Annotated in this window: 6 protein-coding genes and 1 pseudogene; all 7 read right to left on the reverse strand. The window is 47.5% G+C overall.

Going from position 1 to position 17,447, the window contains the following annotated elements:
• Positions 1-69: 69 nt before the first annotated feature.
• Positions 70-864 (reverse strand): annotated as a pseudogene (locus tag QUB12_RS32325) (filamentous hemagglutinin N-terminal domain-containing protein); the annotation flags it as partial.
• A gap of 64 nt (positions 865-928) precedes the next feature.
• Positions 929-3,820: a two-partner secretion domain-containing protein gene (locus QUB12_RS32330; protein WP_333147761.1), complete on the reverse strand. Its 2,892-nt coding sequence runs from the start codon at positions 3,818-3,820 to the stop codon at positions 929-931.
• Between the two features lie 65 nt (positions 3,821-3,885).
• Positions 3,886-6,816 (reverse strand): two-partner secretion domain-containing protein, encoded by a 2,931-nt coding sequence (locus tag QUB12_RS32335; protein ID WP_333147763.1) that lies wholly within the window; start codon positions 6,814-6,816, stop codon positions 3,886-3,888.
• A 65-nt stretch (positions 6,817-6,881) separates the two neighbouring features.
• A complete protein-coding gene (locus tag QUB12_RS32340) occupies positions 6,882-10,022 on the reverse strand; it encodes an S-layer family protein (RefSeq protein WP_333310320.1) in 3,141 nt (1,046 codons plus the stop codon).
• A 770-nt stretch (positions 10,023-10,792) separates the two neighbouring features.
• Entirely contained in the window at positions 10,793-13,729 is a 2,937-nt protein-coding gene (locus QUB12_RS32345; RefSeq protein ID WP_333310322.1) for a two-partner secretion domain-containing protein, read from the reverse strand.
• A gap of 106 nt (positions 13,730-13,835) precedes the next feature.
• On the reverse strand, positions 13,836-14,453 hold the full coding sequence (locus QUB12_RS32350; RefSeq protein ID WP_333310324.1) for a Uma2 family endonuclease: 618 nt from the start codon (positions 14,451-14,453) through the stop codon (positions 13,836-13,838).
• A gap of 392 nt (positions 14,454-14,845) precedes the next feature.
• Complete coding sequence (locus QUB12_RS32355) at positions 14,846-17,029, reverse strand: ShlB/FhaC/HecB family hemolysin secretion/activation protein (protein ID WP_333310326.1); 2,184 nt, start codon at positions 17,027-17,029, stop codon at positions 14,846-14,848.
• Between the last annotated feature and the right edge of the window lie 418 nt (positions 17,030-17,447).

Here is a 17,447-nt window from a genome sequence, read left to right on the forward strand (position 1 = left end):
GTTTTTAGCTGGCATTTTTGTAGAGATTGACTAAACTCCTTTTTTATTATACCCTATTTAAAGGTACAACAGCTTACCAAAGTTGGAAATATTGTCATAGTTTAAACTTAATCCAAATGGCGTTGCCCCCAATCCAACCATCCCCGGACTAGCGACGCTACCCAGCAAAACTTGTCCGGTAGATGCAGTGAGTGTTCCCTGATTTAATTCAATATCTCCGCCCACTATGGCGATAGTTTGTCCTGGCCCAACTGCTAAGCCAATGTTATTAAAAATCGGCGGGAACCCTGGAGGTAACTCTGGTAAACTCAAGGCTGGTGCTGCTGAAGAGTTAATGATTTTTCCCGGATTTTCTCGGAAGTTTAAACCGATAGGTATGTTGACATTTAACAGCGGGATTGATTGGGGATTGCTGCTGCTGAATTGATAGCCATTATCGAAAACTACGCTATCTGCTGAACTTGCTAAAAATGAACCGCGTAAATCTAACCTCGCATTGGGGCCGAAGACGATTCCTTTGGGATTGAGTAAAAATAAGTTGGCATTTCCTTGAACTCCCAACACACCTAAAATATTAGAAGGATTACCACCCGTAACGCGGGTAAAAATATTCGCAATCCCGTTAGGATTGGCAAAATATGCGCCTCGTCCTTCACCAACGTTAAATTGTTGTAAACTGTGAAATAAATTGGCTCCGCGAGTTGCACCGCCAGTGATTCTATCTGAGGGTAAGTTGTTGATAGTATCGGGAACAGTTCGCGAACTTTCCGGCCCCAGGGTATTATCGGGGATGATTTGGGCGATCGCCGGCAAAGGACACAGCAGTAAAAATGCAAAAAATAGGGCGGAAGATTGGCGGAGCATCTGTTAAGTCCGGTTAATTTACTTTTAGGAAAATAGCGATGAGTTAGCTAAAACCTGAACCTTACTATTGAGGTACGCAAACACCGGTTGATTTCGGATTGCGAATAGATGCACCATTACTTAAATTATAGGCTACCAGCCTTACTTGTCCTTGCTCATCTATTACCCAACCTTGAGCGGGAATAATTTCTTTTTGCTGAATTTCTAGGGATGTTCTTTCGCCTTCTACTTGCTGAGTTCCACCTACCGCTGGCTCCACCCACGGAAACGGTTCTCCTGCGCTGCTGAGGGCATCATTAGGACTGGATGGCACTCCTCCTTTCCCAGTGACGGTAAATGCGCTCTCGGCCCCTCGGATGCAGGGATTTGCCACAATTAACGCAGCCGGATTGACCACATTTTGTGGCAGTTCCACTAAACCTTGAGCGGGATTCACTCCAACAGCACTAAATGTTACCGCCCCTTGCAAAGCCGCGCCGCCACTTTGGGAAATCGCGGCGATGTCGCTGCTAGGAATTAGAGAAGTAGGATTTACTTGTAAGGCCGCAAATTCAGCATCAGTCAGTCCTAAACTACTCCTGGCTTGTTCGCGGTTAAGGCTTGTAAAGCCAAAAATATTTGGTACATTGACCGTAACTTGACCACCTCTAGCTGTGCGAGCGTTAGCTGTAATATCGCTATTTTCTCTTGGTATAGCTACCAAAATATCGCTATTAATTTTGATATTTCCACCGTCAGAAATACCTGCATCCGTTGTAATTCTGCTACCGCGCCGCAACTGGACATCTTGCGCCCTGATATTAATATTTCCCCCCCCGCCAGAGTCAGTTGTACCGTCAATACTAGCTTTATTATCCAAGGCCATTGAGTTAGCTATAACATTAATATTTCCAGCCCTTCCCGTTCCCAAAGCCTGAACATTCACCGTTGCCCCATCCCGGACAATCAATTGATTAACATTCAAATTTAACGAACCGGCATTCGCCGTAGCATTAGGATTGACAAAGATAGATGTACTGCCAGCCGAAGCTTCAATTCTACTCCTGAAGCGACCGTTATTCCCAAGTCCTTGTACTTCTAAGCGTTCGGCATCAATTGTAATATTTCCCGCATCTGCTGCACCCAAAGAAGCAGCCGTAATTATTCCCCCATCCCGCAAAGTCAGTTTTGGTGTCGAGAGGTGGATATCTCCACCTGGAGCAGAGCTAAAAGTTTGAGTGGAAAAACCACTAGGTGCGAAACCCGCAGTGCCCAAAACTCCAGAAACGCCAATCGCTTCTATTGACTCTGAAGCTCTCACGGTTAAATTTCCTCCTGGGCCTCCACTCGTAGAACGCACGGATTCGCCAATATTTGCACCCGTGGATAAAGCAATTCCGGCTCCATTAGAAACAGTCAATCGTTTAGTTTCAATCGTAATATCTCCGGCTTTCCCATTACCATTGGCAGTGGTGGTGCCAATTATAGTTTGCGTTGTAGTTCCAGGGATTCCTCCCGACAATTCTACAGATTCATTCGTTTTAATGACGATATTCCCTGATGCTCTATTACTACGGCTGAGGCTGAGGAGATAGCTACCATCGCGCATGATTAACCGCTGTGCTTCAAGATTGATGTTTCCGCCTTGACCGGTACTTACCTTTGTTGTTTCGTTGTTTAACAAGGAACTGACAAACTCCACCGTGTTGGCGCGGATATTCAGATTTCCGCCATTTCCAGCACCTAGGGTGGCGGTACCGCCAACCACTCCATCGCGCAGCAGTAGCCTTCCAGTGTGAATGTTAATGTCTCCGGCGGCTCCCCTGCCAACGGTACCAGAGTTCATAACAATTTGCGGGTCAAAAGGGTTGACTGTTCCTGAAGTCAAATATTGGTTGTAAAGCTTCTGATAGCCCTGAATTCCCAGCCCACTCATTTGTAATGAGTCAGTAGCGTGGAGGTTGATATCGCTCCCCTTGCCATCTCCCACTGTCGGGGTAAAAATTTGTGACCCTCTATCTACTCCCAAATTTTGAGCATTGATGTCAATGCCTCTACCATCAATATTTCCCAGTGTTAGGCTATAAATTCCCGAACTACTAACGGTGACATTGCCACCTCTGATGTCAATTTTTCCACCTCCTAATCCGCTGGTATTTATCAATGCACCGTTGATTTCGATATTGCCAAAGTTCTGAATATTTCCGTAGTTTAAATTCAAACCTAAAGCTGTTGGTTCAAATTGTACTAAACCTGGACTTTTCACACTTCCCAGAAGGATTTGTCCGGTATAAGCTGTTAAATTTCCTCCTTGGAGTTGAATGTCTCCGCCAATTAATGCTAAAGTTTGACCGGGGTCTACTGCTAAACCAAGTTTGTTAGAAACAGGAATTTCTACGGGCAATGGCGGTAAGGCTGGTGTTGAACCAATTGCTTGGGAAGAGTTAACAATTGCACCCGCATTTTCTCTAAATCTCAAACCCACAGGAATATTAATCGCTAACAATGGCACTCCATTAGAATTAGCTGCACTAAATTCAAACCCATTATCAAAGAGAACCCCACTACCAGTTGAACCAATAAATGAACCTCGTAAATCTAACCGAGCATTGGGGCCAAAGACAATCCCTTTTGGGCTAATTAAAAACAAGTTACTATTTCCTAAAACTCCCAGAGTTCCTAAAATATTAGAAGGGTTGCCACCAGTGACGCGGGTAAAGATATTCGCAATCCCGTTAGGATTGGCAAAATATGCTCCCCGCCCTTCACGGATGTTGAATTCGCCGAAACTGTGAAATAGGTTAACGCCGCGAGTTGCACCGCCTTCTATTCTGTCCGATGGTAGGTTATTAATCGTGTCGGGAACTGTCCGCGAACTTTCTGCACCCAAGGTGCTGTCTGGGATGATTTGGGCGACGGCGGAAAAAGGACACAGCAGTAAAAATGCCAAAAATAGGGCCCAAGATTGGTGCTGCATTTTTTAAGTCCGGTTAATTTAATATTAAAAAAATAGCGAGGGATTAGCTAAAACCTAAAGAGTATCTATTGAGGTACGCACACACCCGTTGGTTTGGGACTGCGAATAGAGGTACCACCACCAGAATTATAGGCTACCAGCCTTACTTGTCCTTGCTCATCTATTACCCAACCTTGAGCGGGAATAATTCCTGTTGGCGAAGACTCAGGAAGAAACGCATTGCCAATACCACCCGACGGCAATCTATCAGTTAAATCCGGCAGCGTTTCCGCTGTTGAACTTCTGCCGGCTCCCGATTCGACCCAGTTTAACTGACTAGAATCGCTGCTGAGGACATCATTAGGGTTTACAGGTACTCCTCCTTTACCAGTAATTGTAAACTCGCTTTCTGCCCTTTGTGTGCAGGGATTAGGGGCAATTAAAGTCGTTGAATTGACAACATTTTGCGGCAATTCTACCAATCCTTGAGCCGGATTAACTCCCGAATTGCTAAACGTTACCGCCCCTTGCAAAGCCGGACCAGCTTGTTGGGAAATGGCTGCAATGTCGCTAGTGGGAATTAAAGAAGTAGGATTAACTTGTAAGCTAAAAAATTCAGCGTCCGTGAGTCCTAAACTACTTATAGCTCGATCGCGATTCACGGCTGTAAAACCAAATATATTCGGTACATTAACCGCCACTTGCCCTCCCCTAGCTGTCCGAGCATTAGCGGTAATATCGCTATTTTCATTGGGTAAAGTCACCAAAATATCGCTTTTAATGTTGATATTTCCACCATCAGAACTACCCGCATCGGTGGTAATTCTGCTGGCGCGCCGCAACTTAATGTCTCGCCCTTGGATGTTTATATTTGCCCCTGTGCCAGATACTGTTGTACCATCAATGCTGGCTTTGTTATCTAGATCGATTGAGTTGGCAACAACATTAATATTACCAGCACGACCACTTCCGAAACTCCGTACACCAACCGTTGACCCATTGCGAAGAATCAACTGATCAGTATTCAGATTCACTGAACCCGCATTCGCCGTAGCCTTAGAATTAGTGAAACTAGGAGTAAAACCAACAGAAGCCAGAATTTGGCTGTTAAATAGACTGGAATTATTACCCAGAACTTCTATACGCGCTGCATCAATCGTAATATTTCCCGCATCTCCCGTGCCTAAAGATGACGTAGAAATAGATCCCCCTTTCCCCAGAGTCAGCACCCGCGTAGAAATGTGGATATCTCCTCCCCGACTAAAGGAAGCTGTTTCAGCGTTGAGGAAGCTACCAATTTGATATCCAACCGCCGAAACTCCAGAAATGCCTGCTATTTCTATCGAATCCGTAGCTCTAATTGTGATATTACCTCCTGGCCCCCCATTCGCTCCGAACAATGGGTTGGCAACAATTGCACCCGTACCCGCGCTAATTCCACCGCCATCAGAAATAATCAACCGTTTCGTGTCGATATTAATGTCCCCAGCTTTCCCCTGCTGACCAATTGTAGTTGTACCAATGAAAGTTGGCTGGATACTTCCATTAGGTGTACGTAAGATTTCTACTGATTCAGATGCTTGAATGTTGATATTTCCTGATGCTTTATCATTACGGGTCTGACTGATTAAAGCAGAGCCATCCCGCACGATTAACTTTTCTCCCTCAAAGGTTATATTTCCTCCACTGCCTGTACTCCCTTTAATTGGCCCGCTGTTGATTGCAGAACCAACCAGATCAAAAACTCTGGCACGGATAGTCATATTTCCGCCATTAGCAGAACCCAAGGTAGAACTACTTATGACACTCCCATTTTCTATCAGTAGCCGCCCGGTATCAATTGTGATGTCTCCTGCTGCTCCATTACCACCAGTGCCACTACTTAGAATAATTTGCAGATCGAAGGGGTTTACCGAACCAACTCTTGCAAACTGAAGAACAAACCTGTTAAAGCTATCAAATCCAATCCCACTGAGTTCTACTGAGTCAGTAGCGCTGATGTTTACAGCGCCTCCCGTACCTGTTCCCAATGTCTGAGTAAAAATTTGCGCCCCCCCCTGTACTCGCAAGTTTTGGGAATTGATGTCAATGCCTCTACCATCAATATTTCCCAGTGTTAGGCCAAAAATTCGCCCACCGTTGACGGCGACATTTCCACCTCTGATGTCAATTTTTCCACCTCCTAATCCGGTGGTATTTATCAAGGCACCGTTGATTTCAATATTGCCAAAGTTCTGAATATTTCCGTAGTTTAAATTCACACCAAAAGCCGTTGGTTCAAATTGTACTAAACCTGGACTTTTCACACTTCCCAGTAATATTTGTCCGGTATAAGCTGTTAAATTTCCTCCTTGGAGTTGAATGTCTCCGCCAATTAATGCTAAAGTTTGACCGGGGTCTACTGCTAAACCAAGTTTGTTAGAAACAGGAATTTCTACGGGCAATGGCGGTAAGGCTGGTGTTGAACCAATTGCTTGGGAAGAGTTAATAATTGTGCCGGGATTTTCTCTAAATCTCAAACCCACAGGAATATTAATCGCTAACAATGGCACTGCATTAGAATTAGCTGCACTAAATTCAAAGCCATTATCAAAGAGAACGCCACTACCAGTTGAACCAATAAATGAGCCGCGCAAATCTAACCGAGCATTGGGGCCAAAGACAATCCCTTTTGGGTTAATTAAAAACAGGTTACTATTTCCTAAAACTCCCAGAGTTCCTAAAATATTAGAAGGGTTGCCACCAGTAACGCGGGTAAAAATATTCGCAATCCCGTTAGGATTGGCAAAATATGCTCCCCGCCCTTCAGGGATGTTGAATTCACGCAAGCTGTGAAAGAGGTTAACGCCGCGAGTTGCACCGCCTTCTATTCTGTCCGATGGTAAGTTATTAATCGTGTCGGGAACTGTTCGCGAACTTTCTGTACCCAAGCTATTATCGGGGATGATTTGGGCGATCGCAGGGAAAGGAAACAGCAGTAATAATGCAAAAAATAGGGGGGAAGATTGGCGGAGCATCTTTTAAGTGGGGTTAATTTAGTATGAGGAAAATAGCGAGGGGTTAGCTCAAACGTGAAGAGTACCTATTGAGGTACGCAAACACCCGTCGGTTTCGGACTGCGAATAGAGGTACCACCACCAGAATTATAGGCTACCAGCCTTACTTGTCCTCGATCGTCCATTACCCAACCTTGAGCGGGAATAATTTCTGTTGGCCGAATTTCTAGGGATGCTCTTTGACCTTCTACTTGCTGACTTCCACCTACCGCTGGTTCCACCCACGGAAACGGTTCTCCTGCGCTGCTGAGAACTTCATTAGGACTCGGTGGCAATCCCCCCCGCCCCGTCACAGTAAACTCGTTCTCGGCCCCTTCGATGCAGGGATTTGCAGCAATTAACGCAGCCGGATTGACCACATTTTGCGGCAGTTCCACTAAACCTTGAACGGGATTCACTCCAACAGCACTAAATGTTACCGCCCCTTGCAAAGCCGCGCCGCCACTTTGGGAAATCGCGGCGATGTCGCTGCTAGGAATTAGAGAAGTAGGACTTACTTGCAACACTGCAAATTCGCCGTCACTGAGCCCCAACCTGCTTCTGACTTGTTCGCGACTTGTTGCTGTAAAACCAAACACATTGGGGACATTGATATTCACGCGGCCGCCGCCTGCTGTGCGGGCGTTGGCTGTAATGTCGCTGTTTTCTTGCGGGAGGGCGACAAGAATATCACTGTTGATGTTGATATTGCCGCCGTCAGAAGTGCCTGCATCGGTGGTAATTCGGCTGTTGCGGCGCAATTGGATATCTCGCGCTTGCAGGTTAATATTTGCTCCTGTACCGGATACAGTCGTGCCGTCAATCCTCGCTTTGTTATCAAGAGCGATCGAATTTGCGACAATATTGATATTACCAGCGCGTCCGGTTCCCGTAGCCTGCACGGTGACTGTAGATCCATCTCTGACAATTAGTCGATCGGCATTCAGATTCAACGAACCCGCATTTGCCGTAGCATTGGGATTAGTACCGAATGTCTTGCCCACCGAAGCATCAATTGTACTGACAAACAGACCATTATTTCCGCTGCCACTGACTGAAATGCGATCGGCATTAACAGTAATATTCCCCACATCTCCAGATCCCAAAGAACTCGTAGAAACTATCCCTCCATCCCGCACGGTTAGGCTTGGCGTATCAATACGAATATCCCCACCCCGACTCGAACTCAAAGTTCCAGAAGTCAGCGCGCTAGCATTCTGAATTCCGCTGGTCAAAAGTTGAGAAATACCAGAAATTTCTACTGATTCACTAGCCCTAACTGTTAAATTTCCCGCCGGCCCCCCCTCCTGAGAAAACAAAAACCTGCCAACTAAAACACCCGTTCCTAAAGTAAAAGCAGAACCTCCAGAAAGAGTCAACCGCTTCGTATCAACGTTAATATTCCCCGCCCTTCCGTTAGAACCGATACTCAGCGTGCTGATTCCAGTTGACACAACAGTTTTCGGGCCGGTGTTAGACAATTCTACCGATTCAGCAGCTTTAATGTTGATATTCCCCGACGGGCCGCTGCTGTAACTTGTAGTACCCAGAAGAGAACCGTCGCGCATAATTAATCGATTGACATCAACACTAATACTTCCTCCCGCACCGGTACTTTCTTTCGCTGTCCCGTTGTTAATTCCCGAACCCACCATCTCAAAAGTATTGGCGCGAATGATTAAGTTTCCGCCATTTCCACCGCCAAAAGTTATCCCGCTACCTACTACCCCATTTTTGAGCAGCAGGCGGTTGGTGTCGATCGTAATATCGCCCCCCGAACCAGCGCCAGCACTAGCATTCAACAGCACAAATAGCGGGTCAAACGGGTCTGTAGTTCCCGATACCAGATACTTAATTGCAACCTGTTGATAGCCCTCAACTCCCAGCCCGCTCATTTCTACTGAATCAGCAGCCCGGAAGTTAATATGGCCTCCTGCACCATCTCCGAGAGTCAGGGTAGAAAATTGGGTGCCGTTTTCCACCCGCAACTTTTGAGCGCTGATATCGATACCTCTACCATCAATATTTCCCAGTGTCAGCGCATAAATTCGCGCACCGCTGAGGGCGACATTTCCACCTTTTAACTCTACTCTGCCGCCACCGGTACCGCTGGTGTTGATGAGTGTTCCATCGGCTATTTGAATATTGCCAAAGTTCTGAATATTGTCATAATTAACAGTTAAATTCCCCTGCTGAGTAACAGGAGAAGTCAGTGCAAAATTAACTACACCGGGACTAGCGACGCTACCGAGTAAAATTTGTCCGCCGCTGGCCGTTAAATTGCCGCCTTGGAGTTGGATGTCGCCGCCAATCAGTGCTAAAGTTTGACCGGGTTCTACTGCTAAACCAACTCGATCGCTAATTGGGATTGCCACAGCAGAGGCTGGCAGGTTTACCTTTCCTATAGCCGTCGATTGATTGACAATTGCACCGGGATTGTCTCTAAATCTTAAACCAACGGGAATATTAACTGTTAACAGCGGGGATGTTTGCGGGTTGGTGCTGCTGAATTCAAAGCCGTTATTAAACACAATACTGTCAGCGGTTGAACCGATAAACGAACCGCGCAAATCTAACCGCGCATTCGGCCCGAATATAATTCCTTTCGGGTTTATTAAAAATAAGTTGCCGTTGCCTAAAACTCCCAGAGTTCCTAAAATATTGGAAGAGTTTCCCCCCGTAACGCGGGTGAATATGTTGGTAATTCCGCTGGGATTTTCAAAATAAGCTCCCCGCCCTTCACGGATGTTAAATTCGCGCAAGCTGTGAAAGAGGTTAACGCCACGAGTTGCGCCGCCAGTGATTCTATCGGAGGGTAAGTTGTTGATTGTATCGGGAACTGTGCGCGAACTTTCCGGGCCCAAAGTGCCGTCGGGGGTGATTTGGGCGATCGCACTTCCGGGAAAAAGGCACAAATAACAACTCAAAAGTAAAAGGTAAGTCCATCCTGAAATATAGCGGTTTTCAGTTGAGGTAAGTAGAGATATCTGGTAGGAAGACGACCCGGCTAAGGCGTGAATGCTTAAGACAAAAATCCCTAATAAATGTTGCTTGTAGTCGAGTCTATTTTCCCCTAATTCATGGGGAATTAGGGGCAGGGCGGTTTCATTCTTGGTAGGGGCCGTGCCCCCGTGCCGGCCCTTTTGGCCTGAAACCCCCATTCGATGGTTGGTGGCGGGGGTAGGCACGGGGGCACTACCCCTACAAAAACCTCGTTTTTGGTGAGAATGAAACAGCCCTGGAATTAGGGGGGCGTTAAGAAGATTTATTGTCTCCCCTATATTAAAGGATCGACACTTATATAAAAACAAGAGATACGGTAGGTTGGGTCTTAAATTTTCACATCTTGGCACAGTCTTGTCGCTACTGTATTTCAGATAGTTGAAAACTGCTGTATAGTATTGGTCTCGGTCTTTTAGTCCGTTAAATTTGGGTAATTGCCAGAAGTAGAGATATGGGAAAACCATAATTAACCTTTTGTTAGCTGACCACAGCGAGAAATTTTAAAGAATTGGCTATTTTCTGGTCATCGGCATTGGTGACAACTTAAGCCTCTAGCCCAAGCGTATTGTTTTATGAACGGGCTCTCCGGCCCGTTCCACAAGAAAAAATCTACTCTTTGTGGAACAGGCATCTTGCCTGTTCTTGAGAATGGTGCAATATCTCAGTTGTAACTGACATCTTGCAGCAATATCAATAAGAGGATTTTTCGTGGGGTCGGGCGGGTTTATAGAACCTATTTGCAAGCTTTAAGGCTGTTGGCGAACCCGCCCCTACGGCTAATTGAGAATGGTGCAATATCTCAGTTGTAACTGAGATATTGCAGCAATATCAATAAGAGGATTTTTCGTGGGGTCGGGCGGGTTTATAGAACCTATTTGCAAGCTTTAAGGCTGTTGGCGAACCCGCCCCTACGGCTAATTGAGAATGGTGCAAGATGTGAGTTGTAATCAATGGGTCATCGGGGCGGACAAACCGATACAGAATGCCTCGTGCGATCGTCCAATTGACCCGCAACTTGATTCGCCACAAGCATAACTTCTCCTTGAGCATTCATCACCCAACCGCGAGCCGGAACAACTTCCCCATCCTGGATTGGGCCCAATTCCGTCTTCGCTCGATCGGTTACATCCCGTACATTGCCCGTTGTCGAACTTCCTGCCTCTTCCACCCACGGAAGCGGCGATGGAGCGCTGCTGAGGGCATCATTAGGACTCGGTGGCACTCCTCCTTTCCCAGTGACAGTAAATGCGCTCTCGACCCCTTGCGTGCAGGGATTTGCCGCAATTAAAGCAGTCGGATCGACAACATTTTGCGGCAGTTCCACTAAACCTTGAGCGGGATTGACGCCAGAAGCACTAAATGTAACAGTACCTTGCAAAGCCGGGCCGCTACTTTGGGAAATGGCGGCGATGTCGCTGGTGGAAAGCTCAGATGTAGGAGTTACTTGCAAAGCTGCAAATTGAGCGTCGCTCAGCCCCAACCGGTCTCTCACCTGTTCGCGGCCCGCTGCTGCAAAGCCCAAGATATTCGGGACATTGACATTAACGCGGCCGCCTGCTGCACTGCGAGCGTTGGCGGTGATGTCGCTATTGTTTTGCCCCACTAGGATATCGCTGTTGAGGGTGATGTTGCCGCCGTCGGCAGCACCCGCATCGGTGGTAACTCGGCTGTTGCGGCGCAATTGGATGTCTCGCGATCGCAAGTTAATATTAGCCCCGATACCCGATACAGTCGTGCCGTCAATACTGCCTTTGTTGTTGAGGGCGATCGAATCTGCGACAACATTGATGCTGCCAGCCGCCCCCGTTCCATAACTTTGGACGCTAACCGTCGCCCCGTCTCGGACACTCAACCTGCCCGTTGCAATGCTCAAGCTTCCCGCGGCACCAGATGGAGGTTGCAGCCCCAACAAAGTCTGGTACAGCAAATCTCCCGAAGCTGTGCCAATGGTGCTGGGAAAGATCCCGTCTCTGGTAGTTCCGGCTATTTCCATCGATTCCGAAGCAGTGACAGTCACATTTCCCCCTTGTCCCGTACCCAGAGTTGAGGCTCCGATGGCTGCTCCGTCTCGGACAATCAACCGTCTGGCGTTCACCGTCACATCACCCCCTTTGCCGCCCCCAGCCGTTCCCGCAGCGATTATACTTCGGGAAGGGCGAGCGCCCGGTGCGGTGCCGAGCACTTCCACCGAGTCTGAGGCGTTGATGGTGATGTTTCCGCCAGGCCCGCCCACAGGAATCAACCTTTCTCCTGTGCTCAGCCCGCTCGCAGAAGAGATGCTAGCCCCTGCTTCTACGCGCAGGGAGCGGCTGTTAATTTCAATATTTCCTGCCCTTCCCGTGCCGCCAATACTGTTAGCGACTAGAGCCGTACTCAAAGGGCTATCCGATCGCTCTCTCGCTACTATTACCGAGCCAGAAGCTCTCACGCTCAGATTTCCGCTGTTCCCGGCACCAAAAGTCGAGGGCGAGACGACGGCTCCGTCGGTGACACTCAGTTGACCGGTTTCAATGGCGATACTGCCTGCATTTCCGCTGTTAAAAGTTGTGGTGAACAGCCCGGAGGCATTTATTTCTACCGATTCAGAGGCTCTAATTGTCACGCCAGAGCCGTCTCCCGTACCGAGTGTAGGGTTGAGTATTACCGATCCGTCTCGGAGAGTTAATCGTTTCGTGTCGATCGCGATCTCCCCGGATCTGCCGGCACCGAGGGTTCCGGTAATGATGCTGCTTTCGCGCTCGGTGATATCTCCCGGCTCTTGTGCAGCAGCACGATCGAGAAGCCGTCGCCGAAAGTTCTCAAATCCTATTCCCTTAAGTTCTATATTTTCGGCGGTGCGGATTTCGATCGGGCCTCCGGCTCCGCTTCCGGTAGTGGTGGAGCCGACAAAGGCTCGATCTAAAAGGCTAAATCGTGCTGCTTCGATATTGATGCCGCGGCCGTCAATATTTCCCAAGGTATCGGATACTAGGCTCGATCGATCGCGCAAAATCACATTTCCTCCCCGAAGTGCGATCGCGCCCCCACCGGGCCCGCTCGCCGTCACCGCCGATAAACCTGATAATTCAATGTTGCCAAAATTGGCAACATTTGTATAATCTAAACCTAATCCTATGGGCGTGATGTTGAAGCTTACCAAACCCGGACTTGCCACACTTCCTAATTGAATATTGCCACTAAAAGCGCTGGCAAAACCATTGTTAAAGATTAAATCTCCTCCTACCAGTGCTAAGGTTTGACCGGGAGGAACTGCCAAACCGACTGGAATTGTTGTGTCTTGAATAACTTGGGTGACACTGGAAGTGTTGACAATTGCGCCGGGATTCTCTCGAAATCTCAAACCCACCGGAATATTAACCGTCAATAGCGGCGCTGCTTGGGGATTGGCGCTGCTAAATTCAAAGCCGTTATTAAATACAATGCTGTCGGCAGTTCCAGCCAGAAAAGAGCCGCGCACATCTAACCGAGCGTTCGGCCCGAATACAATTCCTTTCGGATTAATTAAGAATAAATTGCCGTTTCCCAAAACTCCCAGAGTCCCTAAAATATTTGAGGAGTTGGGGCCCGTAACGCGGGTAAAAATATTAGAAATTCCGCTGGGATTTTCAAAATAAGCTCCCCGCCCTTCACCAATGTTGAATTCGCGCAAGCTGTGAAATAAATTAACGCCGCGTGTTGCTCCGCCAGTGATTCTATCTGAGGGTATGTTATTGATAGTATCGGGAACTGTGCGGGAACTTTCCGGGCCCAGGGTATTATCGGGAATGATTTGGGCGATCGCGGAAGTGGGAAATAGCGACAGGAAGGCAAACAGTAGGGAGTAACTTACGGCCCGGCTAGATGCCCAACCCATATTCCCCACAATAAAATCTACTCTTTGTGGAACAGGCATCTTGCCTGTTCTTGAGAAGGGTGCAAATAGTAACGAGTAATGCAAGGGAGACATAAAAACACTCTTTCCAGGATAAAGTTTATCGGTGTAATCTCATCTCGTTGCTCTAAATCTTTTGAATTTGGCTGCTGAGTACAAGTTGCTCTACAGTGATTTGTAGTTCGGGAAAAGTTTTAGAGATGATGCGCTCATTACCTGTAAAACTTTGAACTAAATAACTGCCATTTTCCAAAGAGTAAACGAAAACTGTGGGATTTTTGGGATTGCCTAGATAAGCCCTAGAAGCAATGGCTAAATAATCCACAATCCAATACTCACAAATGCCGAGCCTTTGATACTCATCTAGCTTATCTACATAGTCGTCTTCCCAGTTAGTTGAGGCAACTTCTACTGCTAATTGGATAGGTTCGGTAAGGGCTCCGTAGCCACGTACATTACTGTTCCATACTGATGCCTTAACCACGCCAACATCAGGATTTCTGCCTTGTTCTTGTCCTGAAGCTGTTACAGTTCTGAAAACTATATCTTTGTCAACGATATAGTCAAGTCCCAAACGCCTGATTTCATCGTTAAAGCCAAATACTAGAAATCGTGCCACATTTTTATGAGCCCTGGTTGCTTCCACTTTGACAATCTCCCCATTTACAAGTTCGTAGATACCAGATCCGTCTGGGTACTTTTCGAGAAACTCTGCAAATGTTATTTTAGTTTTTGTCTGAACCATAAAACCAGCCCTCTTGTGTTAACTAAGTTATACAATTGAGACTTGAGATTTGAGATTTGAGAGTTGAGATTTTATATCATTTCCGGTAACACCGGAATGATGTTGAGTGTTGACGGTTGACGGTTGACTGTTGACGCCGTGAACAGTGAACTGGAATTTACTATTCCAATGAAGTGCGGATTAGATATAATATCAAATCCGCACTTTATCGGAATTATTCATCTCTCTTCCCTTCCTCTGTATCCTCTGCGTTCTCTGCGGTTAAATCATTCCAAGCTAACCGGAATTAATATTAGATTGAAGTAGAGCATGGAATTAGCTGAACTATATTTAATCGTTCTAGCGGTGGAATTCCGCTAGGATACAGGGGTTTCAACCCCAGCCAGAACTAGCTAGAAAGCAAAGTAATTAATCCGAAAGTAGATGCCTTTTTCCTGCAAAGTTCGATCGCCCGATCGAGCATTTATCAAAGGAATACCATAGTCGAGACGCACATTCAACCGATCGCCCATCTGCCAAATAAGCCCCAAACCTGCACCCAGCAGTTTATCCGAGTCAGGATTCGGCTTTTCTCCTGAATGGTTCCATCCTAACCCAAAATCGATAAACGGAGCCACTTGCAACAATCCTTCGACTTCCGGGACACGCCAAACCGGAATTCGCACTTCTGCAGACGCGATCGCACCGCTATCAGTTAACAGCAAATCTTGGCGGTATCCGCGCACACTTTGAACGCCACCGATCCCAATTTGTTCGAGGGAAAGCAGGGGGCGATCGGCTAATTGAATGTCAGAACGCACAATCAGCAAGGTTTCTGGCGCTAGCAGCCGCACGTACTGGGCTTGGCCTCGCCACGCCAGAAAACTGCTGTCGGGCCCGCTATCGTTCGCAGTAGCGCCGAACAGATTAGTGCCGAGGGAGAATTGCGATCGCGCCGCGAACACTTGGTTGGAAGTCCGCTGCACGTATTCTTGAAAAAACCGCACAGCCGAAACCCGCGTTTCGCCGCGCTCATTTGCTCCCGCCGAAAGCGCAAATCGTTCCCCTGACAGGAATGTATCGCTTTCTTGCCGCGAAAAACTCAGTCCCAAGGCCAAAGTGCGATCGGGCTTTTCGACAATCGGCTGGCGGTAAGTCAATTCGTAGGTGCGCGATTTCCCCTCAATTTCAGCAGCATCAAACGGTTCCTCGATGATATTGGTGCTAGCAGCACTCGCAGCGAACCCAATCGTGCCGTTGCGCGCATTGACGGGGACTGTGTAGCTGCCGTTAAATTCGTTGCTGCCGTCGGTGTTAGCATAAGATACCTCTAATCCGTCGCCCAAACCGAGCAAATTTGCTTGATTTATGCGAACACCGCGCCGAAAACTGCCGACGCTGGGCGATCGATTGTTGTCTGCGAACACTTCAGCGCTAAAGCTGTCTGCTTCTTTTACCCGCACTTCTAAGCGGCTGTTTTCCGGGCGGCTTCCGGCTTGCAATTCGGCGGAAATATTGCCAATTAAGGGGTCGAGTTGCAGCAGTTGCAAGGCTTCCAGCAAGCGAGATCGGTTGAGGGGCCGTCTGGTAGCGCGTTCTAGGCGCGATCGCACGTAATTGGAATTTAAGCGCCTGTTTCCAGTAATCACAATTTCATCTAATCCGCCTTCTACAATCCGAATTTTCACCACACCTCCTTCTCTCGGAAAGGTTTGGTTGGCAATGATTACAGCGCCGGAATTGATGTATCCGGCGGCTACATATTTTTGAGTGACGGCTGCTTCGGCTGCGATCAGTTCGGCAAAGGTGATTTCGCGGCCCGCAAACTGTTGCGTAACTTCTGCGAGTTCGCGATCGCTAAAGGCTGTGTTGCCCTCAAATTCAAAGCGATCGACCCTAATTGTACCTATAATCCCCGGTCTATCATCGCCGGGAACAGGTGTTAGCGGGGCTGGTGGGAGGGGAGACGGCGCAGGGGGTTGCGGCGGCTCAGGAGCTGGTAATTCTGGTTCTCGCGGCAGAATTGGGTTGGGCAGTTGGCTGAGTTGCGAGGCTCGATCGATACCCAATTCAATTTTTTTTCTGTCAATATTTTCTTCTAGCTTTTGATATGAGTTAAAAATCTCGGTTTCTGGAGTTTTTGCGCTGAATTTGCGATCCTCTCCGAGGGCTTCGCTAACGGCCTGAGATGTTGCACCCTTGTCAATAAGCCTGTTACCGGCGGGCTCTATGCCCACCCCACAATCAAACTCACTCGTTGTGGAACAGGCATCTTGCCTGTTCTTGAGAATGGTGTAAGATGTCACATCGACTGAATTTGCCGAGGAAGGGGGTAAGTCGGGAGTTTCCGCCGCCACCGAGTGTTCTGATTCAGCGGGTAACTGGGTTTCCTCATCTTTTACGGGCAAGTCTTCGCGTTTGTCAAGATTAGTATCGGGAAGGAAAGCTCGATCGCCTCTGCTGCTAACTGCGGCCAAATCCTCAACATTTGAGGTCAAAATTTCAACTGTGCTAGCGGATGTTTTCGCTGGTTTTGCCAACACAACTAACCCCAAAATACCAGCGAATAAAAATAGTTTTTGCGAGCGACAAGCCATATAATCTAATTATCTCGAATAATTGGGTGAAAATATTTTCCGCAATAGAGCACCCTCAAGTAAAAATCAATCTTAACAGCAAAAAAAAGAAACAGCCGTCGCAGCCAACAGTTTCGGCGACGGCTACAAACCAAAAGGTCGATCGACGGCTGTTCATTTCCCAACACTTACGCATCAACCAGGTTCTTATCCGAAAAAATATCGTGTAAGTCGATCGTAAACCGTAAAAAAAACCAAAATTTTTTAGTTGCAAAACCTACGCTTTCATGCTAAAGCAGCGACCAGAACAGTCCTGGACACCAGGGTAAACCAGAAACGCGCTACAACTGAGATATTGCACCATTCTCAATAATCTTTTTATGAACAGGCTTTTCGGCCTGTTCCACAAGAAGAAAATTCATCTCTTGTGGAACGGGCA

The sequence above is a fragment of the Microcoleus sp. B7-D4 genome (assembly GCF_036705125.1).
In the GTDB taxonomy this organism is placed as follows: Bacteria; Cyanobacteriota; Cyanobacteriia; order Cyanobacteriales; family Microcoleaceae; genus Microcoleus.

Coding starts and splice junctions, on each gene's coding strand:
- QUB12_RS32330 (WP_333147761.1), bottom strand. CDS start 3,820: ATGCAGCACCAATCTTGGGCCCTATTTTTGGCATTTTTACTGCTGTGT.
- QUB12_RS32350 (WP_333310324.1), bottom strand. CDS start 14,453: ATGGTTCAGACAAAAACTAAAATAACATTTGCAGAGTTTCTCGAAAAG.
- QUB12_RS32335 (WP_333147763.1), bottom strand. CDS start 6,816: ATGCTCCGCCAATCTTCCCCCCTATTTTTTGCATTATTACTGCTGTTT.
- QUB12_RS32345 (WP_333310322.1), bottom strand. CDS start 13,729: ATGCCTGTTCCACAAAGAGTAGATTTTATTGTGGGGAATATGGGTTGG.
- QUB12_RS32355 (WP_333310326.1), bottom strand. CDS start 17,029: ATGGCTTGTCGCTCGCAAAAACTATTTTTATTCGCTGGTATTTTGGGG.